Genomic DNA, 26,352 nt, shown 5'->3' on the forward strand with positions numbered 1-26,352 from the left:
CAACCCTCCATCACCCGTTAACGGGTGCGTGATGGCCGCATGGCGCCCTCAATTCGAAGCCGCTTTGGTCAAGCTGGCCGAGATCAGTGAGGATCTGGATGCGCGCGGCATCCGCCCGCCAGTTCTGGTCGGGGGCGGCGCGGTCGAACTCTACACTCAGGGCGCCGTGAACACAGGCGACTTTGACCTGGTCACCGTGCTTCAGCCCGAATTCGAAGCCGTTCTGGCCGAGCATGGATTTACCCGCCCCTCCGGGCCAGGAAGGGCCACACGAGGATGGATTCACCGCGATCTTGCCTTGGGATTTGAAGTGGTTGGAAGCCAACTGCTCGATGGCCTAGCGGACCGCGACCTGATCCGGATCATCGAAATCGGCGACCGGGGAGCTATCGCTGTTATCTCGATCGAGGATTTGATCGCAGACCGCATGGGGCAATATGCCTCTGGCTCTGCCAACGAGATGCTCGGCCAAGCCATCGCGCTGTTCGCGCTTTCTCAAGGGTTGGACATCGAGTATATGGAACGGAGAATTCGGGAAGAAACTGCGCACGGCTATGGCGTTCAAGACCTTGAAAACAAAGCGTGAGGCAATCAGCTTGGCTGCGCTGGGCGAAGAAATCGCCGCGCGGCGCGTTGCCGTGGGCCCCGTCAACACCCCCCGCAATGCCGGAACGCGGCGCTCAACCGCAAAACAAGCGCTGTTGAACCAAATCACCAAGATCGGCGGCGATTGGTAGGCCTCTACAAGGCCAATTCTCCGTATCCAATGGCATTACTGCACTCGGGCTCTGCCTGAACGGCCCTTCCAGCCGCATGATCTGGCCCATGTGCCACCATACGCGCTTGTGAAATATCGCATGCGACTCACTTGCGCACTTGACGCGGGAGTCGGTCCTGTGGTGCTTTGCTGGTCATGCGTCATGAAGTGGTCATGCCAGTATCCCAAAGCTTCCCCAGCGGGAGCAGCGGGGCTGTCGCTTCATTTGGCCGGACCGGAGCATGCTTCATAAGGCGCTGATAGATCGGGCGGCTGAGGCCAGGCCCCATGGCGGCGGCGATGGCGCCGACGGTTTCAATGTTGCCCGATATGTCGCGGATGCGGGGTTTGCCGGGCATGGCAGCAGTCGGCATCTGTCGAATTGCCCGGCCTTGGTGTTGAACGCCGATTACACGCCGCTCAGCTATTATCCGCTCAGCCTGTGGCCGTGGCAGACCGCGATCAAGGCGGTGTTTCTCGAACGGGTGGACATCATCGCCAGCTACGAGCGCGAAGTGCATTCGCCCTCGCTCGACATGAAGATCCCTTCGGTCATCGCGCTGCGCCAATATGTGCGGCCGAGCGAATTTCCGGCGTTTACGCGGTTCAACCTGTTCCTGCGCGACCGCTTCATGTGCCAATATTGCGGCAGCCATGACCATCTGACGTTTGACCATGTCGTGCCGCGCCGGTTGGGCGGGCGCACGACGTGGGAAAATGTCGCGGCGGCCTGTGCGCCGTGCAACATGCGCAAGGGCGGGCGCACGCCCGAACAGGCGCATATGCGGCTGATCGAGGAACCGATCCGCCCGACGACCTGGCAATTGCAGGACAAGGGCCGCGCATTTCCGCCCAATTACCTGCACGAAAGCTGGCGCGACTGGCTCTATTGGGATGTCGAGCTGGAGGGGTGATGGGGCACACCGCCCAATCCCCGCCGTTGGTGCGCGTGCTTCGACAGGCTCAGCACGAGCGCGCCTCATGAAATCCTTGAAAATCAGGCCACTTCGAGTTTTGACGCCCCTTTGAGGAACAGCGCAAGCGCGATCATGCCGATCACGGCGGAGAGCAGCATGGGCATCGTCGGCAGCGCGATCCAGGCGTCGGGGCCGGTGCAATGGGCGAGCGTCTGGGCATAGAGCGGGGGGCCGACGATCTGCGCCAGCGAGCCGATCGACTGGACCGCGCCTTGCAATTCGCCCTGGCTGCGCGCGTCGACGGCGCGGCTGTTGAGGCCGGAGATCGAGGGCTGCACAAAGCCCTGAAGCGCGCCGACGGCAATGGCGCAATAGATCATCGCGGTATTCGTCGCGACGACATAGAGCACCGAGGCGACCACCAGGCCGCCGACGCCGAGCATGACCGCGCGGCGTTCGCCAAGGCGCGGCAGGGCGCGGCGCAGGCCAAAGCCCTGCACCATCGCCGAACTGAACCCGACCATCGCCAGCGCCATGCCGACCTGCCGCGTGGTAAAGCCATATGCGGCGATCGCCATATAGGACCACACCGCCGGATAGACGATATGCGCCAGTTGCCAGGTGCCGAGCGCGGCGACGAACCACAGCACCGTCTCGTTCTGACGGCGCAGCGCGCGCAACGACGCCAGCGCATTGGCCTGACGCCAATCGAACGGGCGGCGATTTTCGCGGGGCAGCGATTCTTTCAGAAAGAACAGGCCGAACAGGAAATTGGCCAGCGCCAGCACGGCGGCGGCCAGAAACGGCAGGCGTGGACCATAAGACCCGATGATCCCGCCCAGCGCGGGACCGACGACAAAGCCGACCCCGAACGCCATGCCGATCAGGCCAAAGCTGGCGGCGCGCTTTTCCGGCGGGGTGACATCGGCGATATAGGCATAGGCGGCCGAAAAGCTCGCCCCGGTCACGCCCGCCAGCAGCCGTCCGACCACCAGCCAGCCGAATACCGGCGCGGCGAATTGCAGCAGGTAATCAAGCCCCAGCGCGCAGATCGAGGCGAGCAGCACCGGGCGCCGGCCAAACCTGTCGGACAGATTGCCGATGATCGGCGCGCAGACGAATTGCATCGCGGCATAGCCCGCGCCAAGCCAACCGGCATAAGCCGCCGCCGCACTGATCTGGACATGCGCGAGATGCATGATCAGGCCGGGCAGCACCGGGATGACAATGCCGAAGCCCAGCATGTCGATCAGCACGATGGCAAAGACAAAGCCGAGCGAGGCGCGATCCTGCATGCCTGATTCTCCCCGTTCCGGGTACGGCGCCCGTCAGGCGGCCCGCGACCGCTTTTCAAGCACGGCTTCGCATTCGCTCAGCAGATTGGCCATGATCGTGGCGACCGGCAATTCCTGCGTGACCAGCCCGACCGATTGCCCGGCCATGACCGAGCCGCGCTCGACATCGCCGTCGATCACCGCGCGGCGCAGCGCACCAGCCCAGAAATGTTCGATTTCGAGCTGGGCGGCGGCCATGTCGAGGCTGCCGGCGTCGATCGCACGGGCGACTTCGATCTGCTTGGCGGTGAATTCCTCGGTGCCCTTGTTCTTCAAGGCGCGGACCGGGATCACCGGCAAGCGCGGATCGACCTGAACCGAGGGCACCGCGTCGCGGGCGTTGGCGCGGAAAAATGCCTGCTTGAACGCGGGGTGCGCGATCGATTCGGCCGCAGCGGCAAAGCGCGTGCCCAACTGGACCCCGGCAGCGCCCATTTCGAGATAGCTTGCCATGGCTTCGCCCCGACCGATGCCGCCCGCGACAAACACGATATGGTCTTCGGCCAGCGCGGGCAGGAATTCCTGCGCCAGAACGCCGGTCGAAACCGGGCCGACATGGCCGCCCGCTTCGCTGCCTTCGATCACCAGCGCGTCGGCGCCGCTGCGAAACAGCTTTTTGGCAAGCGCGAGAGTCGGGGCAAACACCAGCACTTTGGCGCCAAACGCCTTGATCGCCTCGATGCTGCCCTTGGGCGGAATGCCGCCGGCGAGCACGACATGGCTGACGCCGTGTTTGGCGGTGACCGCGATCAGATCGAACAAGGCGGGGTGCATCGTGATCAGGTTCACGCCGAACGGCTTGTCGGTCAGCGCGCGCGTTGCGGCAATTTCGGCATCGAGCAGATCGGGCGTCATCGCGCCGCAGGCGATCACGCCAAAGCCGCCCGCATTGCTGATCGCCGAAACCAGATTGCGTTCGGACACCCAGCTCATCGCGCCGCACAGGATGGCGTATTCGCTGCCGAGGAATTGCGCGCCGCGCGCCATAAGCGCCGCTGTCTTTGGATAGGCGGTCATGCTATATTTCGTTCCCCGATGTCCTGAACCGGCCATCCTGCCCCGGATTGCCGCTTGGCGCGACCCTTACGGTGGGTCGCCGGACTCGGCAAGGGGTGCCAGATGCCTTGATCGCATCAGGCGATTTCTCTGAGGCATTTATCCCATTTAGTCGATCAATCATTCACTGCTAGATCGACTCCAGCGATCACGCGAAGGGAATGACCATGAACGCGCAAAGCAAATGTCCGTTTCACACCGGCACCAGCCGGACTGCGACAGCCAACACCATGTGGTGGCCAAACCGGCTCGATCTCTCGATTCTGTCGCAGCATTCGAACCGGGTCGATCCGCTGCCCGCCGATTTCGACTATCGCGCGGCGTTTCGGGCGCTCGACCTCGATGCGGTCAAGGCCGACATCTTTGCGCTGATGACCCAAAGTCAGGACTGGTGGCCCGCCGATTACGGGCATTATGGCCCGCTGTTCATCCGCATGGCCTGGCACAGCGCGGGCACTTATCGCATTTTCGACGGACGCGGCGGCGCGGGAACCGGCAATCAGCGCTTTGCGCCGCTCAATTCCTGGCCCGACAATGTCAATCTCGACAAGGCGCGGCTGCTGCTCTGGCCGATCAAGCAGAAATATGGCGCCAGCCTCAGCTGGGCCGACCTGATGATCCTGACCGGCACTTGCGCGCTCGAATCGATGGGTCTGCCCACGGTCGGCTTTGGCGGTGGCCGCGAAGACATCTGGGAGCCCGAAGCCGACATCGACTGGGGCCCGGAAAGCGAATGGCTGGATGACAAACGCTATGGCGACGACCGCGATCTGGCCGATCCGCTGGCGGCGGTGCAGATGGGGCTGATCTATGTAAACCCCGAAGGCCCGAATGGCACGCCCGACCCGCTCGCCTCGGCGCGCGACATCCGCGAAACCTTTGCACGCATGGCGATGGACGATGCCGAAACCGTCGCGCTGATCGCCGGGGGACACACTTTCGGCAAGGCGCATGGCAATGGCGATGCCGCCCTGCTCGGCCCCGCCCCCGAAGCCGCGCCGATCGAGGCGCAAGGGCTCGGCTGGATCAGCGCCAACCGCACCGGGCGCGGCGCCGACACGATCACCAGCGGACTCGAAGGCGCATGGACAACCGACCCGATCCATTGGGACAACGGCTATTTCGACGTGCTGTTCGGCCATGAATGGGAACTGACGAAAAGCCCGGCAGGCGCACACCAGTGGAAGCCCAGGGGCGAGGCCGGCGCGGGCACTGTGCCCGATGCGCACGATCCGCACCTGCGGCATCAGCCGATCATGTTCACCAGCGACCTCGCGCTGATCACCGACCCCGCCTATCGCGCGATCAGCGAGGACTATCATCGCCATCCGGACAAGCTGGCCAAGGCCTTTGCCGAAGCCTGGCTCAAGCTGACGCACCGCGACATGGGGCCGATCACGCGCTATCTCGGCAGCGAAGTGCCCGCGCAGCCGCGGATCTGGATGGACCCGGTGCCGGCTGTCGATCATCCGCTGATCGATGCCGCCGACATCGCCGCGCTGAAAGCGCAGATTCTGGCCAGCGGCCTGTCGATTTCGCGACTGGTGGCGACGGCCTGGGCTTCGGCTTCGACGTTTCGCCATTCGGACAAGCGCGGCGGCGCCAACGGTGCGCGCATCCGGCTCGCTCCGCAAAAGGATTGGGCGGTCAACGATCCGGCGGAACTGGCCAGGGCACTGGCCGTGTTCGAAGGCATCCGGTCTGCGTTCAACGCGTCCGCGACCGGGGGCAAACGAGTCAGTCTGGCCGACCTGATCGTGCTGGGCGGCGCGGCGGCCATCGAGGCGGCGGCGCGCGACGGCGGCCATGATGTGGTCGTGCCGTTCACGCCGGGGCGCACCGATGCCGCGGCCGAACAGACCGATGCGCAGTCGTTCGCGGTGCTTGAGCCCAACGTCGACGGGTTCCGCAATTTCCGGTCGGGCGCTTTGCACCGTTCGGAAGAGGAACTGTTGGTCGACCGGGCGCAATTGCTGGGCCTGAGCGCGCCGGAAATGACCGTTCTGGTCGGTGGCCTGCGCGTGCTCGGCGCCAACAGCGGCGCCAATAGCAGCGACAGTCGCCTGGGCGAGTTCACCGACCGCGTCGGTGTGCTGGGCAACGGCTTTTTCCGCACGCTGCTCGCATCGAGCACGGCCGATGTCTGGCGCGAAACCGAGCCGGGCGTATTCACCGCGTTCGACCGCAAGAACGGCGAGGCCCGGCTCAAGGCCAGCCGTGTCGACCTGATTTTCGGGTCGAATTCCCAGCTGCGCGCGCTGAGCGAAGTCTATGCCGCCAATGACGGCGAAGACCGCTTCGTGGCCGATTTCGTCAAGGCCTGGGTCAAAGTGATGGACGCCGACCGCTTCGACCTGGCGTGAAGCCGAAGACGCCTCCCCGTTTGCGGGGAGGCGTCCAGGGTTTCAGGCGGCGTCGAGGCCGTAAGCCGTGTGGAGCACACGCACGGCCAGTTCGGTCTCGTCCGAATCAATCAGGACCGAGACCTTGATTTCCGAGGTGCTGATCGCCTGGATATTGATCCCGCGATCGGCCAGCGCCTTGAACATCGTTGCCGCGACGCCGGCATGGCTGCGCATGCCGACGCCGACGACCGAGATCTTCGACACTTTGGGATCGGTGCTCAGCTTTTCAAAGCCGATCGAGGCGCGATTGCCTTCGAGCACGGCCTTGGTGCGTTCGAGATCCGCCTGCGGCACGGTAAACGTGACGTCGGTGTCGGTATCGGCGCGACCGACATTCTGGATAATCATGTCGACGTTGATGTTCGCTTCGGCAAGCGGGCCAAAGATCGTCGCGACGGCACCCGGGCGATCGGGCACTGCGGTCAGGATGACCTTGGCGTCGTTCTTGTCGGCGGCGATGCCGGTGATCAGCTGGCGTTCCATATCCAGTCCTTCAAGTTCTTCATCGGACACGATCATCGTGCCGGGCAGGGTGTCGGCGGCAGGGGCTGTTTCGTCGATGAAGGACGAGAGAACCTGCACGCGAACCTTTTCCTTCATCGCCAGGCTGACCGAGCGGGTCTGCAAGACTTTCGAACCGACCGAGGCCAATTCGAGCATTTCCTCGTATGTCACATTCTTGAGCTTGCGCGCCTTGGCAACGATGCGCGGGTCGGTGGTATAGACCCCGTCGACATCGGTATAGATGTCGCAACGATCGGCCTTGATCCCGGCGGCAACCGCAACGGCCGAGGTATCCGACCCGCCACGCCCCAGCGTGGTGATGCGGTTGCCGTCCGAAAGGCCCTGAAACCCCGGAATCACCGCGATTTCGCCGGCAGCCATCGACGCCAGCAGGGCTTCTGAATCGATCCCCTCGATCCGCGCCTTGGAAAAGGCATCGTCGGTATGAATCGGCAATTGCCAGCCGAGCCAGGACCGCGCCTTGCAGCCCAAAGCCTGAAGATGCAGCGCGAGCAGGCCCGCCGTGACCTGTTCGCCGCTTGCCACGACGACGTCGTATTCCGCCGGATCGTAAAGCGCGCTTGCCTCGCGGCAAAAATTCACCAGCCGGTCGGTTTCGCCCGACATGGCCGAAACGACCACGGCGACTTCATGCCCGGCGGCCTGTTGGCGCTGCACGATCCGCGCGACGCGGCGGATGCGCTCGGTGCCGGCCATTGAGGTGCCGCCGAATTTCATCACGATGCGGGCCACGCAACTGCTCCTGACCATTCGAAAGAATCTTGCTCAACACGGCCATGGACCATGCCAGCGGCGCGCTTTAGGGGTGGGGAATGAGCAATGCAACACCGATTCCGGGCACGATCCGCCCCGACGAAGCCGCCCATTTCGGTCGTCTGGCCGATGACTGGTGGGATCCGGCGGGATCTTCGGCGATGCTGCACCGGCTGAACCCGGTCCGATTGGCCTTTATCCGCAAGGCGATTGACCTGCATTTCGACTCACAGCCGCGCACGATGCGGCCTTTGGCGGGCCGACGCGCGCTCGATGTCGGGTGCGGCGCGGGGCTGCTGGCCGAGCCTTTGGCGCGGATGGGCGCCGATGTGACCGGGGTCGACGCCGCTGAGGACAATGTGCGCGTTGCCGCCGCCCATGCCGCAGCGGGCGGGCTGTCGATCGCCTATCGCTGCGGCGATGTGGCCGCGATGGGGCTGACCGGCTTTGACCTGGTCACGAGCATGGAAGTCATCGAGCATGTCGCCGACAAGGCGGCGTTTGTCGGCGCGCTGGCGGCCGCGCTGGACGACCGGGGGCTGATGATCCTGTCGACGCCCAATCGCACCGCCGCATCGCGCCTGTTGATGGTCGAAGCGGCGGAGCGGATCGGCATGGTGCCGCGCGGCACGCATCATTGGGATGATTTCATCACGCCGATCGAGCTGCACGACCTTTTGGCCGGGGCAGGCCTTGCCATGGGCAATCCGCAAGGGATCGCCTGGAGCCCCGTCACCGGGCTGCACCTGTCGGACAATCTGGCGCTCAATTACATCGTCGCGGTCACGCGCAGCTGAATGTAGAGAGGCGGCACCGGCCCGCTCCCCCACCCGACCGCCCATAGGGTACTATCGTTGGGCGGTCGGGTGGGGGAGCGGGCCGGTGCCGACCAAAAATCGAGAAAACCTCAGCCGACGTCGGACAGGATATAGATCTTGCGGGTGGGGTCGTGGATGGTCCATTCGCCGGTCCAGCCTTTGGGCAGGACAAACATCTCGCCGGGGCCGAAATCGCGAGTCGTGCCGTCGGCATCGTGCAGCGTGACCCGGCCCGACAGGATGTGGCACAGTTCGGCCATGGCGGTGCGGTCGGCGGTAAAGCGACCTACAGTGCATTCCCACACGCCGATGCGGGTTGCGCCGTCGGCGCTGCGCCACAACTCTTTGGCCACTTCGCGCTGGTTGCCCTCGTAAGACGTCGGCTTGGGAACGAGCGCGCCAAGATCGAGCGCGGAAAGGTCGCCAAAGGCGGCAAGATTGATCATGGGGTAGTCCTGTCTGGGATGTATCGCACGCGCCGGACAACAGCCGTCATTCGCCGGTGGGCAGAAACCGTTCGATCAGGTCGCGGGCCAGCCGCGCAGGCCTGTGCGTGACGGCATCGATGCAGCACCAGTTCGATTTGACTTCGGCCAGAACCTCTTCGCCGCGCTTGATCACCGTCTGATACATCGCGCGCGCGCCCTGAACCTTTTCCAGCACGACATGCGCGATCGGCGCGTCATCGAGGAACGTCGGGCGGCGATAGGTGATCTCGTGCTTCAGGGCGACCCACATCAACCCCGCCACCGCTTCGGCCGGGGCCAGCGCGCGCCAGTGGTCGATCACGGCGTCCTGCACCCATTTAAGGTACGAGGCATTGTTGACATGACCCATGAAGTCGATGTCGGCAGGATCCACATGGATCGCGAAAAGATGGGGGATTACTGGGCTCACGCATACGATAATATCACGTCCCCACCCTGCCCGCCACAAAGGATATGCGGCAAGGCTGTAAAGGGCGGGCCGCTTTATGCGTCGGCGCGGCTCATCCCAGCGCCGCCACCCATTCCGCTTCCTTGAAGCCGACCAGCAACCCGCCGGGATATTCGACAATCGGCCGCTTGATCAGCGAAGGCTGCGCCACCATCAACGCCACGGCTTTGGCCGGGTCGATCGCCTGCTTGTCCGCATCCGGCAACTTGCGAAACGTCGTCCCGGCGCGGTTCAGCACTTTGTCGAGCCCCGCCAGATCGACCCAATGCGCCACTTGGGCCCCGTCGGCCCCGGCCTTCTTGTAATCGTGAAACGTGTAGGCAATCCCGCGCGCCTCAAGCCAGACGCGCGCCTTTTTCACCGTGTCGCAATTGGGAATGCCGTAAACCGTTATCGCCATGGCGCGCTCCTTGCAGGTTGCCCGCCGCTCTAACGATCCGACAGCGGCGGGCAACTGGCGCGTTGCCGCGCCCCGGTTTGCGGAGCGCGGCAGTTCGACGGGAATCTAGCGAGCCGCAGGGGTAGCGGGGGCAGACTCGGGCGCAGGCGCCGCCGGGGCGGGATCGGACGCAGCAGGCGCCGTGGCCGAAGCAACGGCAGGGGCAGAGACGGGAGCAGGGGCGGGGGCAGCGGCAGCGGTCTGTGCAGGCGGAACAACGCCGGCGGCTTCTGCACCAATGGTCGGGGCAACATCGGCGCGCACAGTGGCGTTGTAGGCCGAAACCAGCTGCTCCTTGTCGTTCTTGTCGAGCAATTTCGACTCTTCGGCCGAACCTTCGGGGGCCAACTTGACCTTCACCGGATTGGGCGAAAGGAAATTGTTCGAACCGTTCGAACTGTCGACGACGATCCCGATCAAGCCACCCGCCAGCACATTGCCGACAGTCGCGCCGCCCGCCTTGCTGCGTACCAGCACATAAGTGGGCTTGAATCCGGCATGCGCAATGTCGACACGGACAGGATTGCGGCGCTTGAGCTTGATCTTGCAGGGCGATGTGCAGCTTTCGCCGCCAGTCACCGTCATGGTCGAGCCATCGGGAATAGTGGTCAGGACAAGATCCTGATGCGTGCCATTGACCACCGTGGCGCAGCCAGACAATGTAAATGCTGCCATAGCCGTTGAAATTGCAAGAATGACGGTCCGCATAATGCCCTCCTTAAGGAGCGCATTGGGTGCCCGACAAAAATGCCGACGTCAATTACGCCTCTAAAAAGTCATTTTCACCATTATGACGTGATTTATTCGAAAAATCCCGTAACGTAACGCACTCCGTCGCGAAATCAGGCGGCAAAGGCTGAAATATTGCGACTTTTCGACTTCAGTCTTCCGAAACTTCGATCGTAACAATTGCAATCGCATCTGGTTTTCCGGCGAAATCCAGCACTTCGCCCACTTCGGCATCGGCAATCGCGCGGGCCAGCGGGGCGGTGAACGACAGGAGGCCCGCAGGCGGGTCGGCTTCGTCGTCGCCGACGAGCGTGATCGTGCGTTCGCGACCGCCCATGCGCAAAGTGACCGTGCAGCCGAAGGCGACCTTGCTGCCGTCGGGGCGCGGCATCAGTTGGGCGCTGGACTGGCGCGTGCTCCAATAGCGATGTTCGCGGCGGGCGGATTTAAGCGCGGTTTCGTCGGTGAGCGTGGGAATCAGCGCTTCGAGTTCCGCCAGTTTCGCCGAAATCAGCGCAAGGCCGCGCGCGGTGACGCGGTTGGGGCCGGGCGGAATGGGCAGTTCGAATTTGGGTTCGAGATGTTCGTCATCGCCTTCGCGGCGGAAGGCGACGCTCATTGCGGGGCCTCGTCGGGGGCGATCCAGTCGGCAAGATCCGGGGCCTGGCCGATCAGCGCGAGGCCGTGGGCGATCGAGGTCAGCTCATCCCCGCCGGCGATCCGGCTTTCGTCGAAACGCGCGGTAAACAGCGCGCGCACGGCGGGAATCAACGAGGAACCGCCGGTCAGGAAGACATGATCGATCTGATCAGGGGCGAGACCCGCGCTGGCCAGGGCTTCATCGACGGTTTCGCCGATGCGCGCGAGATCGGGCGCGATCCAGCGTTCGAAATCGGCGCGGGTGACGTCCGCATCGATCGTCAGGTCGGCCCCGGTGAATACGAATTGACCATGGGTATCACGCGAAAGCGCACGCTTGAGCGTGCCGACCGCATCGTAAAGCGCATAACCCAGCTCGTTTTCGACAACCGCGATCATCCGCCCGATCGCGGCGGGGTCGGTGGCGCTGTGTTGCAGGCGATGGAGCTGATCGAGCGTGCGGCGGTTGCGCATCAGCGCAAGCCGCGACCAGTCGCCGAAATCGGTGAAATGGCCGGGCGGAATTTCGAGCACTTTGTCGAACGAGCGATACGTCCCGCCTTTGCCGAGCAAGGGCAGGACGAGATGATCCATGATGCGATAGTCGAAGCGGTCTCCGGCGATGCCGATCCCCGCCGAACCGAGCGGCGTACAGCGGCGCGCGGCGCCCGGCGCTTCGACGCGGACGATCGAAAAGTCGCTGGTACCGCCGCCAAAGTCGGCCACGAGCAGCGTGGCAGGATCGGACAGGCGCGAGGCAAAGCTGTAGGCAGCGCCGAGCGGTTCATAGACATAATGCACCTGCCGCCCGAGCGTGGCGAACATCATCTCGTAGCGCTTGCGCGCCAGGACCGGATCGGGCCGCGCGCCGACATAGCGCACCGGACGACCGACGACCACGCATTCGGGCAGATCGCGCAAGGGCGCGCCGCCGTGGGCGATCAGGTGCGACAGGAAAATCGAGCCCAGTTCCTCGAACCGCAGACGTTTTTCAAACAGACCGGCATGTTCGAAAGCGGCATTGGCGGCGACCGACTTGAACGACTGGATAAAGCGGCATTCCTGCGGGAAATCGAGGAATTCCGTGATCGCCCAGGGGCCCGCCTCGTGCGCCAGGCCGCCGCGCGCCGTATGCTCCTGCCAAAAGCACAGCGCCGAGCGGAATACCGAATCGGGCCCTTGTGGGGCGGCAAATTCGACGAGATCGACCTCGCCCGCCGCGTCGGCGCGGGCAATGACCGAATTGGTCGTGCCGAAGTCGATGCCGAGAGCGCCGGTCGGCATGGTCGCATTCCTTTTCGCGAGGGCCGTAAGGTCGGTCCGGGTGGTGGGGCGCTATGCCAGCGAGGCCGCGATCCCGCAACAACGGCTTGCCATTTCGCCGGCCAGGTGGTCCCCTGCGGACCATTGCGCAGACCGGGAAGCAGATCGTGACAGAGTCCCAGCCACAGGACGACGTGATCGCGGCGATTGAGCGGCATATTGGCGCGCGCCATAACGCCGGGCCGGTCCGCCGGATCGATACGCACGGCGCGGTGATCCTGCTGGGCGAGACCCATGCCTTCAAGCTCAAACGGGCGGTCGATCTCGGTTATCTCGATTTCTCGACCGTGGCGCGGCGCCATGCGGCTTGCCGGGCGGAGCTGGTGCTCAACCGGCGGACGGCGCCGGACCTGTACCTCGGGTTGCGCCCGGTGATTCGCGGGGCGGATGGCGGTCTGATTCTGGGAGAGCTGGATCCGGGCAAGCTGGATCAGGGTGGGGCGGACGATCGCGACGCGCTCGACTGGGTGATCGAAATGCGCCGGTTTGCCGATGACGCGCTGCTCGCCGGGATCGCCGATCGCGGCGAATTGACTCAGGGGCTGCTGCGCGATCTGGCCGATGCCGTCGCGCGGTTTCACGATCGCGCAGCGATTGTCGAAGGCCACGACGGCGTCGAACGGGTGCATCGCGTGATCGAGGGGAACCGCGCCGCGATGGCCGCGCTGCCCCCCGGCATGCTCGACGCCGACGATGGCGCGGAACTGGTGCGGCGCTGGCAGGGGCTGCTCGATGCCCATGCCCCGATGCTCGCGCGGCGGGCGGCGCAGGGGCATGTCCGGCTGTGCCACGGCGATCTGCATCTGGCCAATATCTGCCTGTGGCAGGGGCAGCCCACGCTGTTCGACTGCCTCGAATTCGATCCCGATCTGGCCACGACCGACGTGCTTTACGATCTGGCCTTTCTGATCATGGATTTGTGCGCGCGCGGGCTGGGCGCGGCGGCGAATCGCGTGTTCAATCGCTATTGCGACCGGCGACCGCACGAGCAGGAAGGGCTGGGCGCGATGGGCCTGTTCCTCAGCTTGCGCGCCGGAATCCGTGCGCATGTCGGCGCGCTGGGCGCTGTGCGGCAGGCGGACCCGGCGCGCGCCATCGCGGCGGCGCGGCATTACCTGACGCTGGCGCTCGACTTTGCCGCGCCGCATGAGGCACCGGCGCGGCTGATCGCGATCGGCGGGCTGTCGGGGACGGGCAAATCGACACTGGCCGGAGCGCTGGCCCCGCTTGTGGCTCCGGCGCCCGGCGCGCGCTGGTTGCGCAGCGATGTCATCCGCAAACGGCTGGCCGGAGTCGAACCCGAAGTGCGCCTGCCGCCCGAAAGCTATACACAGGCGGCCTCGGCGCGGGTCTATGCGGCCATGCTGGCCGAAGCGACCGACGATCTGGCGATGGGGCGAGACGTGGTGATCGACGCGGTATCGGGCAGCGCGCGTGATCGCGAAGGCCTGGCGCGCGCGGCCGCCGAGGCCGGGGCGGGGTTTGTCGGGCTCTGGCTGGAAGCGGACGACGCGACGATGATCGCGCGGGCGACCGAACGCAGCGCGGCGCCGGGCGGCGATGCCTCCGACGCCGATGTGAGCGTGGTGCGCAACCAGATCGCGCATCGGCCTGCCCCGCCTGTCGGCTGGGTGAAAATCGACGCCGACAAGGCCCCCGACGCTGTTCTGGCCGAGGCGCTTGCCGCCTGCGCGATCGAGGCTTGACCCGGTCGGCGCGCGGGCGCCTTTATGCTGACCGTAAAGGAGTTTTTGCCCATGCCCGATCAGCCCATGATGCACGCCATGCAGATGGATGCGCCGGGCGTGCCGCTGCACCGCGTCGAACGGCCTCTGCCTGCGCCGGGTCCGGGCGAAATCCGCCTGACCGTGCGTGCCTGCGGTGTCTGCCGAACCGATCTTCACGAATATGACGGCGATATTCACGGGCTCTTGCCGATCATCCCGGGGCACGAAGTCGTCGGGCTGGTCGACGCGCTGGGAGAGGGCATCACCGACCTTGCCGTCGGGCAACGCGTCGGCGTGCCCTGGCTCGGCCATGCCTGCGGGACATGCCGCTATTGCCGGTCCGGCCGCGAAAACCTGTGCGACGCGCCGCTGTTCACCGGGTTTACCCGCGATGGCGGCTATGCCAGCCACATGATCGCCGATGCGCGGTTCTGCTTTGCCTTGCCCGACGGGTTTGACGATGTGCATGCCGCGCCGCTGCTCTGCGCCGGGCTGATCGGTTATCGCAGCTATCGGCTGGCGGGTGATGCGCCTGTTCTGGGGCTGTATGGTTTTGGCGCGGCGGCGCACATTCTGGCGCAAGTGGCGATCTGGCAGGGGCGCAAGGTCTTTGCCTTTACCCGCGAGGGCGATCAGGCCGCGCAGGATTTTGCCCGCGAGATCGGCTGTGCCTGGGCCGGGCCATCGAGCGCCGCCCCGCCCGAACCGCTTGATGCCGCGATCATCTTTGCCGCCGTGGGCGAACTCGTGCCGATCGCCTTGCGCGCGGTGCGCAAAGGCGGGCGGGTGGTCTGCGCCGGGATTCACATGAGCGACATCCCCGCCTTTGCTTATGCCGATCTGTGGGAAGAGCGACAGATCCTGTCAGTCGCCAACCTGACCCGCGCCGATGGTATCGAGTTTCTTGCGCTGGCGGCCCAGGCCGGCATCCGCACCCATGCCGAAGCCTTGCCGCTCGATCAGGCCAATGTGGCGCTCGACCGCTTGCGCCGGGGCGCGGTCGAAGGGGCCATGGTATTGATTCCCCAGGCGTCCTGATTCCTTAGGCTCGCTGCGGGTGAATCAGCGCCATGAGCCTCAGGTCCACCCAGCGCCCGGCAATGAATTGCGCCTTTTGCAAAATGCCTTCGGTCGCAAAGCCCAGCTTTTCATAAAGCGCGATGGCCGAGACATTGTCGGCATGAACCGCAAGGCTCAGCCGCGACAAATTGAGATGGTCCCAGCAGAAGCGCACGGCCAACTCCATCGCCTCGCGCCCCAGCCCGCGCCCGCGATCTTCCACCCGCCCGATCAGGATGCCCAGATTGGCGCTGCGATGGATCGGTTCGATCGCGGTGATCTGGATATAGCCGGCGATTTCGGCCCGCCCCAGATGCCGCACCGCCATGAAGATGCGGCGCGGATCGCCCATCGGATTGAGCCAGAAATCGCGTTCGCGATCAGGATTCTTGGGCAGATAGGGTTCGTTGAGCCGGGCGATTTCGGGATCGTCGCCCCACAGGAACAACCGGGCGAGATCTTCGGGCAAGATCGGGCCGACCGCGACTTTGCCTCCGTTCAACATTGTCCCGGTCTCCGTTTGGGGGGGACCCGAGTCAGGTCTCGCCGCCGTGCGTGTAATGATGAACCCGGCCGGGGGTGCCGGCAAACAGGCTGTAGCTTTGATAATAGGCGCGGCGGCCCTTGTCCTGCACGGCTGCGTGTTCGGCCACGCGGCGCCAGGCGAGCGCGGCGGCTTCATCCGTCCATTCCGACAGGGCAATCACTTCCCCGTCATCGGCGGTATAGCTCTTGAACGCGACAAATCCGGGTTGCGCGCGCGCCAGTTCGACCATCCGATCGGCATCGGCGGCATACGTCGGGCCGTCAATATCGGCCCGTTTGCGATTGCGGAACACCACGAGATACATTGCAATGCTCCCTTACCACCTCGCGAGCCCCGCAACAGTGGACATTTCGTCCGGAATGGGGAAAAGGCCGCGCATGAGCCGCAACACTTTCGGACACGTGTTCCGCTTCACCACCTGGGGCGAAAGCCATGGGCCGGCGCTTGGCGCCGTAGTCGACGGCTGCCCGCCGGGCCTGTTGCTGAGCGAGGCGGAGATTCAGCCGTTTCTCGACGCGCGCCGCCCCGGCCAGTCGCGCTTTACCACACAGCGGCAAGAGCCCGATCAGGTGCGCATCCTGTCGGGCGTGTTCGAAGGGCGCACCACCGGCACGCCGATCAGCCTGATGATCGAAAACGTCGATCAGCGGTCAAAGGACTATTCCGACGTCGCCCGGGCCTATCGTCCGGGCCACGCGGACTATGCCTATGACGCCAAATACGGCTTTCGCGACTATCGTGGCGGCGGGCGATCGTCCGCGCGCGAAACGGCGGCGCGAGTCGCGGCGGGCGCAGTGGCGCGGCTGGTGATCCCCGAAGTCGCGATCATCGGCTATGTCAGCGCGATCGGCGGCGATGCGATCGATCCGGCCCGTTTCGACGCGGCCGAAATCGCGCGCAACCCGTTCTTCTGCCCCGATCCCGTCGCCGCCGCACGCTGGGAGGCGCTGGTCGATCAGGCGCGCAAATCCGGCTCGTCGCTTGGCGCCGTGGTCGAATGCATCGCAACCGGCGTCCCCGCCGGTTGGGGGGCGCCGCTCTACAGCAAGCTCGACGCCGAGCTCGCGCATGCGATGATGGGGATCAACGCGGTCAAGGGTGTCGAAATCGGCGATGGCTTTGCCGCCGCAGCCAATACCGGCGAAGGCAATGCCGACCCCATGCATCCCGGAAATGCCGGCCCCGTATTCACGGCCAACCATGCGGGCGGAATCGCCGGGGGCATTTCCACCGGGCAGCCGGTGATGGTGCGCGTCGCGTTCAAGCCGACGTCGTCGATCCTGACGCCGATGCCGACGATCACGCGCGAAGGCGAAGCGACCGAACTGTTCACCAAGGGTCGCCACGACCCTTGCGTCGGGATTCGCGGCGTGCCGGTGGTCGAGGCGATGATGGCGGCAGTGCTCGCCGATCAAAGGCTGCTCCACCGCGCACAATGCGGCTAGAATAAGCGCGGGCGGCTAGAATAAGCGCGGGCGGCCAGGATAATCGCACCGGCCCGGCAGGATGGGGTCTTTCGGGGGAGCATGACGACGTGGCGCGACGCCTGACTTTGTGGATCGTCATCGGCATGTTTGCCGGTATCGCGCTGGGCGCGGGGCTGCATCAGGCCTTGCCGGCGGACAGCAAGACGCTGGCGACAACCGCCGACCTGTTGAAATTGCTGCCCGAAGTGTTTCTGCGGCTGATCAAGATGATCATCGCGCCGCTGATCCTGGCAACGCTGGTCACCGGGATCGCGGCGATGGGCGACAGCAGCGCGCTGGGCCGGATCGGCGGGCGGGCGCTGGGCTGGTTCGTCTGCGCCAGCCTGATCTCGATCACTCTGGGCCTCGTGCTGGTCAATCTGTTTCAGCCCGGCCATGGCCTGCATTTCACCGCCGCCGCGCCGGTCGGCACGCTGTCGACCGCCGATTTCACCTTTCGCCATTTCGTCATGGAAATCGTGCCGACCAGTGTGATCGACGCGATGGCGCAGAACAATGTCCTGCAAATCCTGGTCTTTGCGCTGTTTGCGGGCGTTGCGCTGTCGGCGCTGGGCGAAACGGGCGCGCCGCTGGTGCGCGGGGCCGAGGCGCTGGTCGCGATGATGCTGACGATGACCGGCTATGTCATGCGCGCGGCGCCGCTGGCGGTGTTTGGCGCGCTCGCCTCGGTCATCGCGACGCGGGGCCTGGGCATTCTGGTCACCTATGGCGCATTTGTGGCCGAATTCTATGGCGGGCTGGCGCTGTTCTGGCTCTTGCTGTTTTCGGTCGCCAGCCTGTTTCTCGGGCGGCGCGCCTGGCTGCTGGCCCGCTATGTGCGCGAGCCGTTGCTGCTCGCCTATTCAACCGCCAGCTCGGAAAGCGCGCTGCCGCGTCTGTTCGAAGCGCTCGACCGGTTTGGCGTGCCGCGCCGGATTTCGGGCTTTGTCCTGCCACTGGGCTATTCGTTCAATCTCGACGGCTCGATGATGTATACCAGCTTTGCGACGATGTTCATCGCGCAGGCTTATGGCATTCCGCTGTCCGCCGGGCAGCAGGTGGCCATGCTGCTGACGCTGATGATCACGTCAAAGGGCATTGCCGGGGTGCCGCGCGCCAGCCTCGTGGTGATCGCCGCGACGCTGACCCAGTTCGGCCTGCCGATCGAGGGGATCGCGCTGCTTTTGGGCGTCGATACGTTCCTCGACATGGGCCGTACCGCGACCAATGTCGTCGGCAATGCGGTCGCGACGGCGGTCATCACGCATTGGGAAGGCATGTTGCAAGTCCCGCTCGACCCCGACGCGCCGATTCCGATGCCGCCCCACGACACCCCGGAACACGGGCGCCGGGGGCTGCATCTCGATCCGGGGGCCTGAATCCGGGGGCCTGAATCGGGGGGCTTACTTCCCGATTTCGACCGGCTGAAACATGCCCATGCCGCACGATCCGCGCGGACCGCCGCCGGGGCCGCCGAATTCCATCACGGTGATGATGTCGGTGTTGCACAATTCGCTGAGCGAGGTTTCGTACTTGAACGCGCGATACGTGCCGAGGCTGTTGCAGCGTTGCGGCAGAGTGACGCGATACCATTGCCGGACGCCGGTGCGGAAATCGATCGTCCAGTCGTCCTGCACGCGGCTTTCGCTGATGCTGCTGATCGGGATACAGTTTTGCGCGGCGCCGATCGGGCGCGCGGCGGGCACATTCTTGCCATGACCGTCATCGCCGCCATGAACCGGCGCACAGCCGGCCAGTGCGGCAAGGGCAACACATACAACAGAGGTCCGTTTCATGTCGCAGTCTCCTTCGACCGACGCGCCGTCCTGACCGGCGCGGGCATCGTCCCCCGTTCGGTGATTTTGTCCTTGTAGCGGCAAAGGTCAATGACCGGACAGCGCCAGCATTCCGGTTTGCGCGCCTTGCAGATATAGCGGCCGTGCAGGATCAGCCAGTGATGCGCGCCGACGCGAAACGGCTCGGGCACTTTTTTCTCCAGCCCCTTTTCGACCGCCAGCACGGTCTTGCCCCTGGCCATGCCGGTGCGATTGCAGACGCGGAAGATATGCGTGTCGACGGCAAAGGTCTCGGCGCCGAACGCGCAATTGAGCACGACATTGGCCGTCTTGCGCCCGACACCGGGCAGCGCGGTCAGGGCGTCGCGATCATTGGGCACTTCGCCACCGTGATCGCGAATCAGCATCTCCGACAGCGCGATCACATTCTTCGCCTTGGCGTTGAACAGGCCGATCGTCTTGATGTGTTCCTTAAGCCCCGCTTCGCCCAGCGCGACCATCTCGGCGGGCGTGTGCACGATCCGGAACAGCGCCCTGGTCGCCTTGTTTACCCCGACATCGGTCGCCTGCGCCGACAGCACGACGGCGACCAGCAACTGATAGGTATTGCCAAAGGCCAGCTCGGTCTCGGGCGCGGGATTGGCCTCGGCCAGACGACGGAAAAATTCGAAGATCTGATCGCGTTTCAAAGATCGAGCACCTCGGGCATCGTATAGCGACCCGGCGCGCGGCCGAGCAGCCATTGCGCCGCGCGCACCGCGCCGCGCGCAAAGATCGCGCGGTTTTCGGCCATGTGCGTCAGAGTCAGGCGTTCGTGATCGGTCAGGAAATGGACCGCATGGTCGCCCGCGACGGTGCCGCCGCGCAAGCTGGCAAAGCCGATCGCGCCCGGCTCGCGCGCGCCGGTGATCCCGTCGCGTGCCCGCTGTTCGACATCGCCCAGCCGTTCGCCGCGCCCGCAGGCCGCCGCTTCGCCCAGCAGCAGCGCGGTGCCCGAAGGCGCGTCGACTTTCATGCGGTGGTGCGTTTCGACGATCTCGATGTCCCAGTCGGGCCCGAGTCGCTGTGCCGCCTCGCGCACGAGATGGGCGAGCAGCGTCACGCCGAGGCTGGTGTTGCCGGTCTGCAGAATCGGAATCGACAGCGCCGCCGCATCGATCAGCCAGTGATGCCGCTCTTCGAGGCCGGTGGTGCCGACGACCATCGGCACACCCACGGCAATCGCGGCCTCGCAATTGCTTTCGAGCGCGCCGGGCGCGGAAAAGTCGACCAGCACATCGCTTTGCGCGGCAAGGGCAGCCGGATCGCCGTCCCTGTCGACACCGCCGGCATAATCGTGCCCACCCTGGGCGATCGCATCGCGCAAGGCCTGGCCCATGCGCCCCGCGCTGCCGATGATCCCGATTCTGGCCATTGTTCCCCTTTCCTGGCGCGCGCTCACGCTGTCGATCAAATTTCCAAAGGCAAATCTCTACAGACAAATCTCTACAGGGCGAACGACGCGCGTCAACGCGGGCACTTGCCCCATGCGATCGGAATAAGGACTTGCTCCTGTGCAAAACGGCGCGGATTCGCTTGGGTTTCTGGTTACAGATGCTATGGCGGGAGCATGGCCAGCACTAACGAAAACATCCCCAACACCAATTCCTATGGCGCAGATTCGATCAAGGTCCTCAAAGGGCTTGATGCCGTGCGCAAGCGCCCGGGCATGTACATCGGCGACACCGACGACGGATCGGGCCTGCACCACATGGTCTTCGAAGTGTCGGACAACGCCATCGACGAGGCGCTGGCCGGGCATTGCGATCTCGTGCTGATCGAGCTCAATCCCGATGGCTCGGTCTCGGTCGAGGACAACGGGCGCGGCATTCCCACCGGCATTCACACCGAAGAAGGCATTTCCGCCGCCGAAGTGATCATGACCCAGCTTCATGCCGGGGGGAAATTCGAAAACACCAGCGATGACAACGCCTACAAGGTTTCGGGCGGGCTGCACGGCGTGGGCGTGTCGGTGGTCAATGCGCTGTCGGAATGGCTTGAGCTGACGGTTTGGCGCGACGGCCTGGAGCATTGGATGCGCTTTGCCCATGGCGATGCGGTGGCGCCGCTGATCGTGCGCGGGCCCGCGCCGATCGTCGACGGCAAGCCGAAGAAGGGCACCCGCGTGACCTTTTTCGCCAGCCACGACACGTTCAAGAATGTCACCGAGTTCGATTTCGACAAGCTGGAGCATCGCTATCGCGAACTGGCGTTCCTCAATTCGGGCGTGCGCATCCTGCTGCGCGATCGCCGCCATGACGAAGTGAAGGAACACGATCTCTATTACGTCGGCGGGATCGCCGCTTTCGTCAAATATCTCGATCGCAACAAGCTGCCGCTGGTTCCCGACCCGATCTCGATCAGCGCCGAGCGCGACGGCGTCGGCATCGATGTCGCGCTGCAATGGAACGACAGCTATTACGAAAACGTCCTGACCTTTACCAACAACATCCCGCAGCGCGACGGCGGCACTCATCTCGCCGCGTTCCGCGCCGCGCTGACGCGCACGCTCAACGGCTATGCCGACCGGTCCGGGCTGTTGAAAAAGGAAAAGGTCTCGCTTTCGGGTGACGACATGCGCGAAGGGCTGACCGCGATCGTTTCGGTCAAGCTGCCCGATCCGAAGTTTTCCAGCCAGACCAAGGACAAGCTGGTCAGTTCCGAAGTGCGTCAGCCGCTGGAAAGCCTGATGGCGGACAAGATGAACGAGTGGCTGGAAGAAAATCCCGCCCATGCCCGCGCCGTCATCCACAAAGTGATCGATGCCGCCGCCGCGCGCGAAGCGGCACGCCGCGCGCGCGAACTGACCCGGCGCAAGGGGGCGATGGACATTGCCAGCCTGCCCGGCAAGCTGGCCGATTGCCAGGAACGCGATCCGTCGAAGTGCGAACTGTTTCTGGTCGAAGGCGATTCGGCAGGCGGCTCGGCCAAACAGGGCCGCGACCGCAAGACTCAGGCGATCCTGCCGCTCAAGGGCAAGATCCTCAATGTCGAACGCGCGCGGTTTGACCGGATCATCGGCTCGAAGGAAGTCGGCACGCTGATCCAGGCGATGGGCACCGGCATCCGCGACGAATTCAACATCGAAAAGCTGCGCTATCACAAGATCGTGATCATGACCGACGCCGACGTCGACGGCGCGCATATCCGCACTTTGCTGCTGACTTTTTTCCACCGCCAGCTTCCGGAAATCATCCGTCAGGGGCATCTCTTCATTGCCCAGCCGCCGCTCTACAAAGTCGCCAAAGGGCGCAGCGAAGTCTATCTCAAGGACAATGCCGCGCTTGACCGCTATCTCGTCGATGCCGGGCTGTCGGGCCGTGTGCTCGAAACGAGCGGCGGCGCGCGCAGCGGCGCCGATCTGGTCGCGCTGGTCGATCATGCGCTGAAAATGCGCGATCTGATGGCCTTTGTGCCGCGTCGCTATGACCCGCGGATTATCGAAGCGCTGGCGCTGGCCGGTGCGCTCGATTCGGCGCTCGATGAAACGGCCCGCCTCGCGGCGCTGGCGCGGGCGGTGGCCTGGCTCAACCGGGGCGATCCCGAGGCGCGCTGGGCGGCGGAACTCGCCGCCGAGGGCGGCTATCACGTCAAGCGGATCTGGCGCGGCGTCACCGATCATCACGTGATCGAACCCGGCTTCCTCGCCAGCCAGGAAGCGCGCCGTCTGACCCGGCTCGCCGGCGAACATGCCGATGTCTACGAAGGCACGGTGCGCCTCGCACGGTCGACCGGCGCAGCGGCCGAGCCCGCCGAACCTGTGGCCGAAAGCGATGAGGAAACCGCCGCGCCCGTGCGCCCCACATCGGGCGCGGGCGTACTGACTCTCCCGTCGCAACTGGTCGAAGCGATCTTTGCCACCGGGCGCAAGGGGCTGTCGGTCCAGCGCTACAAGGGGCTGGGCGAAATGAACGCGGAACAATTGTGGGAAACCACACTCGATCCCGACAACCGCTCGCTGCTTCAGGTCAAGATCGAAGACGCCGACGTGACCGACGAAATCCTGACCCGACTGATGGGCGATGTCGTCGAACCGCGCCGCGAATTCATTCAGGACAACGCGCTCAACGTCGCCAATCTCGACGTCTGATAACAGGCGCCGCGAGTACGGGACTCGCGGCGTCCCTTTACGGAATTTCGTGAAGGTGATAGGCGGGCCGCTCTTGCGGGTCCGGGACTGCCGACATGATTTCCTTGCGCGATGCGTTTACCCTGTTTGTGCTGGCGAGCTCTGCCTTGGCCACACCGGCCATGGCCCAATCGGAGCCGCTCGGCCTCAATGCGCTGAGCGCGTACAATCTGATCGTGCTGGGCGACCTCACGTCGTCCTCGGAAGTTGAAGGGCGCACGTTCGTCGGCGGCAATCTGACCGGCAATTCGTCGAATTATGAAATTGCCTCGTCCGTCCCTGCATCGACTTACACCGTTCCCGGACTGACCGTGGTCGGCAATGTCACCGGCGGGACCAAGAATCTCGATAACGGCTCGGGCGCGATCGTCGGCGGCAATGTCAGCAGCGGTTTCAATCTCAACGGCGCGGCGCAGACTGTCGATGTCGGCGGCACGATCAGCAACACCAATGTCAACCAGAACACGGTCGTTTCCGGCCTTGCCAACAGCAATCCGGCTTTCGTCCAGAACCTGACCCAGTATGGCAGCGCGATGGGCACGAGCATGACCGGCCTGTCGTATCAGCTCGGCACTTTGGCGGGCACCGCTTCGGTGGTGATGAACGGCAGCACCGGGGTGTTCAACGTGCCTTCGGGTTCGACCACGCCGACGGTGTTCAACCTGACCGCCAGCCAGTTGGCCGGGATGAGCGCGATCCAGTTCAACACCGATGGCAGCAGCATGGTGGTGGTCAATGTGACCGGGGCGTCGGTGGCGCTGGCGCAGAACTTCCTCGGCGGGACGAACAATCTCGGCCAGAGCGTGATCTGGAACTTCCCGAATGCGACATCGCTCTCGCTGACAACGGCCTGGGGCGGGTCGGTGCTGGCGCCGCTCGCGGCGGCAACGACCGGCAATTACATCCAGGGCTCGGCGGTGTTCGGCAGCCTGACCCAGAATGGCGAAATGCACATCGGCACGTTCAGCACCAGCTTTGGCCTGCCTTCGACGTCATCGAGTTCGAGCACGTCATCGACCAGTTCGTCGGGCAGCAGCAGCGGCGCCGATGTCGTGCCCGAGCCGGGCATGATCGCGCTGTTCGCAGCGGGCGCAGCAGGGCTCGCGTGGCGACGCCGCCGGGCGAGCCTCAAACCGGCCTGATACTGTGCTGGCCTGATACTGTGCTGGCCTGACACTGTGCCGACCTGAAACAAGAGGGGCCCCGGTTCGACACTGCGAACCGGGGCCCCTTTCATGATTGCCGCAGCCTTATTCGGCAGCGATTCCTGCGACGTTGAACATGTCCGGCGTGGCTTCCAGCAGGGTATCGGCGTTGGCGGCATTCCTTGCCTTGCGGCGGCCGTCGAACGCATCCCACACTTCGTTCCAGCTGCCGCGCGTGGCGCCCTTGGAATATTCGGTAGCGCGGGTTTCGAAGAAGTTGGCGTGTTCGACCCCATTGAGCAGCGGCGTCAGCCAGGGCAGCGGGTGTTCCTCGATCATGTAGATCGGCTGAAACCCGAGCTGGGCGAGCCGCCAGTCGGCGATATAGCGGATATAGCGCTTGATTTCCTTGGCGCTCATCCCCGGCACCGGCCCTTGTTCGAACGCGAGATCGATGAACGCGTCTTCGAGCCGCACGGTCTTCTGGCAGCAATCGATGATGTCTTCGCGCACCGCCTTGGTCAGGCAGCCGCGTTCCTGCACAAAGGCGTGAAACAGGCGGGTGATGCCTTCGCAATGCAGCGATTCGTCGCGTACCGACCAGGTCACGATCTGGCCCATGCCCTTCATCTTGTTGAAGCGGGGGAAGTTCATCAGCATCGCGAACGAGGCAAACAGTTGCAGCCCTTCGGTAAAGCCGCCGAACATCGCCAATGTGCGGGCGATGTCCTCGTCGGTATCGACACCAAACAGTTGCAGATAGTCGTGCTTGGCCTTCATTTCCTCGTATTCGAGGAACATGCCATATTCGCTTTCGGGCATGCCGATGGTGTCGAGCAAGTGCGAATAGGCAGCGATGTGGATCGTTTCCATGTTGGAAAAGGCCGCAAGCATCATCTTGACCTCGGTCGGCTTGAACACGCGGCCATACTTTTCGTGGTAGCAGTCCTGCACCTCGACGTCGGCCTGGGTGAAAAAGCGAAAGATCTGGGTCAGCAGATTGCGTTCATGCTCGCTGATGTTTTGCGCCCAGTCGCGGCAATCCTCGCCCAGAGGCACTTCCTCGGGCATCCAGTGGACCTGCTGCTGCCGCTTCCAGAACTCGTAGGCCCAGGGATATTCGAAGGGCTTGTAGGTCTTGCGGGCTTCGAGAAGAGACATGGGACGAACTCCGGGGAAAACGCGAAAACGGGTTTACGACAGTTTGGTCGCAAGGGGAAAGGCGGCCCGGCGGGGCACGCCAAAAGCCCGACCGGCGCGATGGCCAGTCGGGCAGGAACGGTTTGCAACGGCGACGCGCGAAGGCGTCGACCGGGTTATTTCCAGAACCAGCGTGGGCTGAGGCCGCGATCCTTGCGGTTGCGCCACATCTGAATGTAGAGCCAAAGCCCTGAAAAGCTGAAAAACACCATGGCAAAGCCGGCCAGCGTGGCGATCACCACGCCTGCGGGACCAAGGCTTTCCCCCGAATGGAGATGGTGCAGCAGACCGACCAGCGCGCGCGGATCGCCCGCCTTGGGCTTGGGTCGGCAGGTATAGTCCGGCGGGCAGACGAAGGCCGGAGCACCGGTCGCAGAAGCATGCTCGCGCGGCCCCTCGCCCTTGCCCAGCAACGGCACAATCTGGCTGAGCACGCCGGTCACGGCGATCCAGAGCAGAACGACGGCGAAAAACACCGAAAGCCAGCGGTGCCACTTGCGCATGATAGAGTCCCATTTCCTGATATTGCGAATTGATCGCAACAATGGCCCGGCGGGGCCATTGGATGCAAGCACTTCTTTTGTCGGCTGGACTGATCATGGTTGGCAAGCTT

At 64.4% G+C, this 26,352-nt stretch carries 27 protein-coding genes; 11 read left to right on the forward strand and 16 right to left on the reverse strand.

What is annotated here, in order from left to right; all coding sequences use genetic code 11:
• Positions 1-31 precede the first annotated feature (31 nt).
• The 3 genes from AQZ50_RS17020 (at position 32) to AQZ50_RS17030 (ending at position 1,671) form a co-directional block, all read left to right on the forward strand.
• On the forward strand, positions 32-586 hold the full coding sequence (locus tag AQZ50_RS17020; protein ID WP_067748079.1) for a hypothetical protein: 555 nt from the start codon (positions 32-34) through the stop codon (positions 584-586).
• The gene (locus tag AQZ50_RS17025) at positions 555-737 is read left to right on the forward strand and encodes a hypothetical protein (protein ID WP_067748081.1); all 183 of its coding nucleotides are present in this window, start codon (positions 555-557) and stop codon (positions 735-737) included. The genes AQZ50_RS17020 and AQZ50_RS17025 overlap by 32 nt, the downstream gene beginning before the upstream one ends.
• A gap of 262 nt (positions 738-999) precedes the next feature.
• Positions 1,000-1,671, forward strand: a complete 672-nt coding sequence (locus AQZ50_RS17030; protein WP_231730373.1) for an HNH endonuclease — start codon at positions 1,000-1,002, stop codon at positions 1,669-1,671.
• An 83-nt stretch (positions 1,672-1,754) separates the two neighbouring features.
• On the opposite strand, the gene AQZ50_RS17035 is transcribed toward AQZ50_RS17030, so the two are convergent.
• The gene (locus tag AQZ50_RS17035) at positions 1,755-2,969 is read right to left on the reverse strand and encodes an MFS transporter (protein WP_067748082.1); all 1,215 of its coding nucleotides are present in this window, start codon (positions 2,967-2,969) and stop codon (positions 1,755-1,757) included.
• 33 nt (positions 2,970-3,002) lie between these two features.
• Positions 3,003-4,025: an NAD(P)H-dependent flavin oxidoreductase gene (locus AQZ50_RS17040; protein ID WP_067748084.1), complete on the reverse strand. Its 1,023-nt coding sequence runs from the start codon at positions 4,023-4,025 to the stop codon at positions 3,003-3,005.
• A gap of 206 nt (positions 4,026-4,231) precedes the next feature.
• On the opposite strand from AQZ50_RS17040, the gene katG reads away from it, so the two are divergent.
• On the forward strand, positions 4,232-6,427 hold the full coding sequence (katG, locus tag AQZ50_RS17045; RefSeq protein ID WP_067748175.1) for a catalase/peroxidase HPI: 2,196 nt from the start codon (positions 4,232-4,234) through the stop codon (positions 6,425-6,427).
• A gap of 42 nt (positions 6,428-6,469) precedes the next feature.
• On the opposite strand, the gene AQZ50_RS17050 is transcribed toward katG, so the two are convergent.
• Positions 6,470-7,711, reverse strand: a complete 1,242-nt coding sequence (locus AQZ50_RS17050; RefSeq protein ID WP_197412541.1) for an aspartate kinase — start codon at positions 7,709-7,711, stop codon at positions 6,470-6,472.
• 95 nt (positions 7,712-7,806) lie between these two features.
• Here AQZ50_RS17050 and ubiG point away from each other — a divergent pair, with 95 nt between their 5' ends.
• On the forward strand, positions 7,807-8,544 hold the full coding sequence (gene ubiG / locus AQZ50_RS17055; RefSeq protein WP_067748088.1) for a bifunctional 2-polyprenyl-6-hydroxyphenol methylase/3-demethylubiquinol 3-O-methyltransferase UbiG: 738 nt from the start codon (positions 7,807-7,809) through the stop codon (positions 8,542-8,544).
• Positions 8,545-8,654: 110 nt separating this feature from the next.
• Here the strand turns inward: ubiG and AQZ50_RS17060 are convergent, their stop codons facing one another.
• The 6 genes from AQZ50_RS17060 to AQZ50_RS17085 all read right to left on the reverse strand — a co-directional run bounded on the left by AQZ50_RS17060 (position 8,655) and on the right by AQZ50_RS17085 (position 12,592).
• Positions 8,655-9,011: a cupin domain-containing protein gene (locus AQZ50_RS17060; RefSeq protein WP_067748090.1), complete on the reverse strand. Its 357-nt coding sequence runs from the start codon at positions 9,009-9,011 to the stop codon at positions 8,655-8,657.
• Positions 9,012-9,057: 46 nt separating this feature from the next.
• The gene (locus AQZ50_RS17065; protein ID WP_067748092.1) at positions 9,058-9,462 is read right to left on the reverse strand and encodes an acyl-CoA thioesterase; all 405 of its coding nucleotides are present in this window, start codon (positions 9,460-9,462) and stop codon (positions 9,058-9,060) included.
• 91 nt (positions 9,463-9,553) lie between these two features.
• Positions 9,554-9,901 (reverse strand): arsenate reductase, encoded by a 348-nt coding sequence (locus AQZ50_RS17070; protein ID WP_067748094.1) that lies wholly within the window; start codon positions 9,899-9,901, stop codon positions 9,554-9,556.
• 105 nt (positions 9,902-10,006) lie between these two features.
• Complete coding sequence (locus tag AQZ50_RS17075) at positions 10,007-10,615, reverse strand: hypothetical protein (protein WP_067748095.1); 609 nt, start codon at positions 10,613-10,615, stop codon at positions 10,007-10,009.
• 205 nt (positions 10,616-10,820) lie between these two features.
• Complete coding sequence (locus AQZ50_RS17080) at positions 10,821-11,288, reverse strand: GreA/GreB family elongation factor (RefSeq protein WP_067748097.1); 468 nt, start codon at positions 11,286-11,288, stop codon at positions 10,821-10,823.
• Complete coding sequence (locus tag AQZ50_RS17085; protein WP_067748099.1) at positions 11,285-12,592, reverse strand: Hsp70 family protein; 1,308 nt, start codon at positions 12,590-12,592, stop codon at positions 11,285-11,287. The genes AQZ50_RS17080 and AQZ50_RS17085 overlap by 4 nt, the downstream gene beginning before the upstream one ends.
• Before the next feature lie 146 nt (positions 12,593-12,738).
• Here AQZ50_RS17085 and AQZ50_RS17090 point away from each other — a divergent pair, with 146 nt between their 5' ends.
• The gene (locus tag AQZ50_RS17090; protein WP_231730374.1) at positions 12,739-14,337 is read left to right on the forward strand and encodes a bifunctional aminoglycoside phosphotransferase/ATP-binding protein; all 1,599 of its coding nucleotides are present in this window, start codon (positions 12,739-12,741) and stop codon (positions 14,335-14,337) included.
• 69 nt (positions 14,338-14,406) lie between these two features.
• On the forward strand, positions 14,407-15,396 hold the full coding sequence (locus tag AQZ50_RS17095; protein WP_067748176.1) for a zinc-dependent alcohol dehydrogenase family protein: 990 nt from the start codon (positions 14,407-14,409) through the stop codon (positions 15,394-15,396).
• A gap of 4 nt (positions 15,397-15,400) precedes the next feature.
• On the opposite strand, the gene AQZ50_RS17100 is transcribed toward AQZ50_RS17095, so the two are convergent.
• Together AQZ50_RS17100 and AQZ50_RS17105 are read right to left on the reverse strand one after the other, a co-directional pair.
• The gene (locus AQZ50_RS17100; protein WP_067748103.1) at positions 15,401-15,922 is read right to left on the reverse strand and encodes a GNAT family N-acetyltransferase; all 522 of its coding nucleotides are present in this window, start codon (positions 15,920-15,922) and stop codon (positions 15,401-15,403) included.
• Positions 15,923-15,953: 31 nt separating this feature from the next.
• Positions 15,954-16,268, reverse strand: a complete 315-nt coding sequence (locus AQZ50_RS17105) for an antibiotic biosynthesis monooxygenase family protein (RefSeq protein ID WP_067748105.1) — start codon at positions 16,266-16,268, stop codon at positions 15,954-15,956.
• A gap of 73 nt (positions 16,269-16,341) precedes the next feature.
• On the opposite strand from AQZ50_RS17105, the gene aroC reads away from it, so the two are divergent.
• Positions 16,342-17,409, forward strand: a complete 1,068-nt coding sequence (gene aroC, locus AQZ50_RS17110) for a chorismate synthase (RefSeq protein WP_067748107.1) — start codon at positions 16,342-16,344, stop codon at positions 17,407-17,409.
• A gap of 89 nt (positions 17,410-17,498) precedes the next feature.
• Positions 17,499-18,809, forward strand: coding sequence for a dicarboxylate/amino acid:cation symporter (locus AQZ50_RS17115; RefSeq protein ID WP_082703747.1), 1,311 nt, complete (start codon positions 17,499-17,501; stop codon positions 18,807-18,809).
• Positions 18,810-18,833: 24 nt separating this feature from the next.
• Here the strand turns inward: AQZ50_RS17115 and AQZ50_RS17120 are convergent, their stop codons facing one another.
• Genes AQZ50_RS17120 through dapB form a run of 3 tightly spaced genes read right to left on the reverse strand, consistent with a single transcriptional unit; the run spans position 18,834 to position 20,640 of the window.
• The gene (locus AQZ50_RS17120; RefSeq protein WP_067748109.1) at positions 18,834-19,226 is read right to left on the reverse strand and encodes a hypothetical protein; all 393 of its coding nucleotides are present in this window, start codon (positions 19,224-19,226) and stop codon (positions 18,834-18,836) included.
• Positions 19,223-19,915 carry an endonuclease III gene (gene nth / locus AQZ50_RS17125; RefSeq protein ID WP_067748111.1) on the reverse strand — a complete coding sequence of 231 codons (693 nt, stop codon included), beginning with the start codon at positions 19,913-19,915 and terminating at the stop codon, positions 19,223-19,225. Before nth ends, AQZ50_RS17120 begins: the two co-directional genes overlap by 4 nt.
• On the reverse strand, positions 19,912-20,640 hold the full coding sequence (gene dapB, locus AQZ50_RS17130) for a 4-hydroxy-tetrahydrodipicolinate reductase (protein WP_067748113.1): 729 nt from the start codon (positions 20,638-20,640) through the stop codon (positions 19,912-19,914). The genes nth and dapB overlap by 4 nt, the downstream gene beginning before the upstream one ends.
• Positions 20,641-20,835: 195 nt before the next feature.
• Between dapB and gyrB the strand changes: the two genes are divergently transcribed.
• Together gyrB and AQZ50_RS17140 are read left to right on the forward strand one after the other, a co-directional pair.
• The gene (gyrB, locus tag AQZ50_RS17135; RefSeq protein ID WP_067748115.1) at positions 20,836-23,355 is read left to right on the forward strand and encodes a DNA topoisomerase (ATP-hydrolyzing) subunit B; all 2,520 of its coding nucleotides are present in this window, start codon (positions 20,836-20,838) and stop codon (positions 23,353-23,355) included.
• A gap of 95 nt (positions 23,356-23,450) precedes the next feature.
• On the forward strand, positions 23,451-24,536 hold the full coding sequence (locus tag AQZ50_RS17140; protein WP_067748117.1) for a choice-of-anchor A family protein: 1,086 nt from the start codon (positions 23,451-23,453) through the stop codon (positions 24,534-24,536).
• Between the two features lie 108 nt (positions 24,537-24,644).
• Here AQZ50_RS17140 and AQZ50_RS17145 read toward each other — a convergent pair whose 3' ends face one another.
• Both AQZ50_RS17145 and AQZ50_RS17150 read right to left on the reverse strand, forming a co-directional pair.
• Positions 24,645-25,700: a ribonucleotide-diphosphate reductase subunit beta gene (locus AQZ50_RS17145; RefSeq protein WP_067748119.1), complete on the reverse strand. Its 1,056-nt coding sequence runs from the start codon at positions 25,698-25,700 to the stop codon at positions 24,645-24,647.
• Positions 25,701-25,855: 155 nt separating this feature from the next.
• A complete protein-coding gene (locus AQZ50_RS17150) occupies positions 25,856-26,242 on the reverse strand; it encodes a PepSY domain-containing protein (RefSeq protein WP_067748120.1) in 387 nt (128 codons plus the stop codon).
• Positions 26,243-26,352: the final 110 nt, after the last annotated feature.

The organism is Novosphingobium sp. Fuku2-ISO-50 (assembly GCF_001519055.1).
GTDB lineage: Bacteria > Pseudomonadota > Alphaproteobacteria > Sphingomonadales > Sphingomonadaceae > Novosphingobium.